The sequence below is a fragment of the Mesorhizobium sp. IMUNJ 23232 genome (assembly GCF_044326205.1).
Lineage (GTDB): Bacteria > Pseudomonadota > Alphaproteobacteria > Rhizobiales > Rhizobiaceae > Kumtagia.
The window spans coordinates 1-751 of the sequence record NZ_JBIRCY010000166.1; the positions used below are offsets into that span (position 1 = coordinate 1).

Sequence of the window (751 nt, forward strand, 5' to 3'; positions counted from 1 at the left end):
CGCGCCACACGATGCCGAGAAATACAAGTGGCGAAACCTGATCGAGCGGCTGTTCAACAAGCTCAAGAACTGGCGCCGCGTCGCCACCAGATACGACAAGACAAAGGAGTCTTACCTCGGCTTCGTCACCATCGCAGCAGTCAAGCTTTGGTTACCCTTTGTCCACGAGGCCTAGTTTACGGACTTCGGATTGACCGTCTGCATATTTTTGCGTTTTTCTACTCGGCAATTGTTCAGCGCAGTGTAGGCCGCGCCGACAGGGTCATCCGAATTTTTCGCACGAGCATCAGTTTCCGCCTTCGCCGCAACCATGATGCAGTGCTGCTCTATCGATGAACTTGTTGCAGGGGCTGACGCTGCTGCAAGGGGAGGTTTGGGCGTTGCCGTAGCCTGGTCGGCGCTGGCCGAACTCGACAAGCTGAGCGCAACGAGTAAAGCCGATCCAATGCCGTAGTGTTTTATCATCAACCACCTGAAGGGTCGGGCTGCTTCGCGCCAAACCTCTTATGCGCCTGCTCGATAACCAGGATGACGCATAGAATGATAGCGATTGTCAGCACTGCTGACGCCGCGATCTCGCGCACGCTGTCACCACGCAGAACCGTATAGAGGATATGGCCTAGATGTCATTGCTATGGAGGTTGTCCGTCCGAGGCTTGGATGCGAGGTTGCGGTTACCACACACGCGACCGCCAGCCAGGAGCCTCGGATGGACGTTCATGACAATGCCAGAACAACACCGCGCAGTCGA

1 protein-coding gene and 1 pseudogene are annotated in these 751 nt (G+C 56.1%); one reads left to right on the top strand and one right to left on the bottom strand.

The genetic code is table 11. From position 1 onward, the window contains the following. Positions 1 to 175 (top strand): annotated as a pseudogene (locus ACH196_RS38130) (IS5/IS1182 family transposase); the annotation flags it as partial. Here ACH196_RS38130 and ACH196_RS38135 read toward each other — a convergent pair. Next, positions 172 to 465, bottom strand: a complete 294-nt coding sequence (locus tag ACH196_RS38135; protein ID WP_396651993.1) for a hypothetical protein — start codon at positions 463 to 465, stop codon at positions 172 to 174. The pseudogene ACH196_RS38130 and the gene ACH196_RS38135 overlap by 4 nt on opposite strands. Positions 466 to 751: the final 286 nt, after the last annotated feature.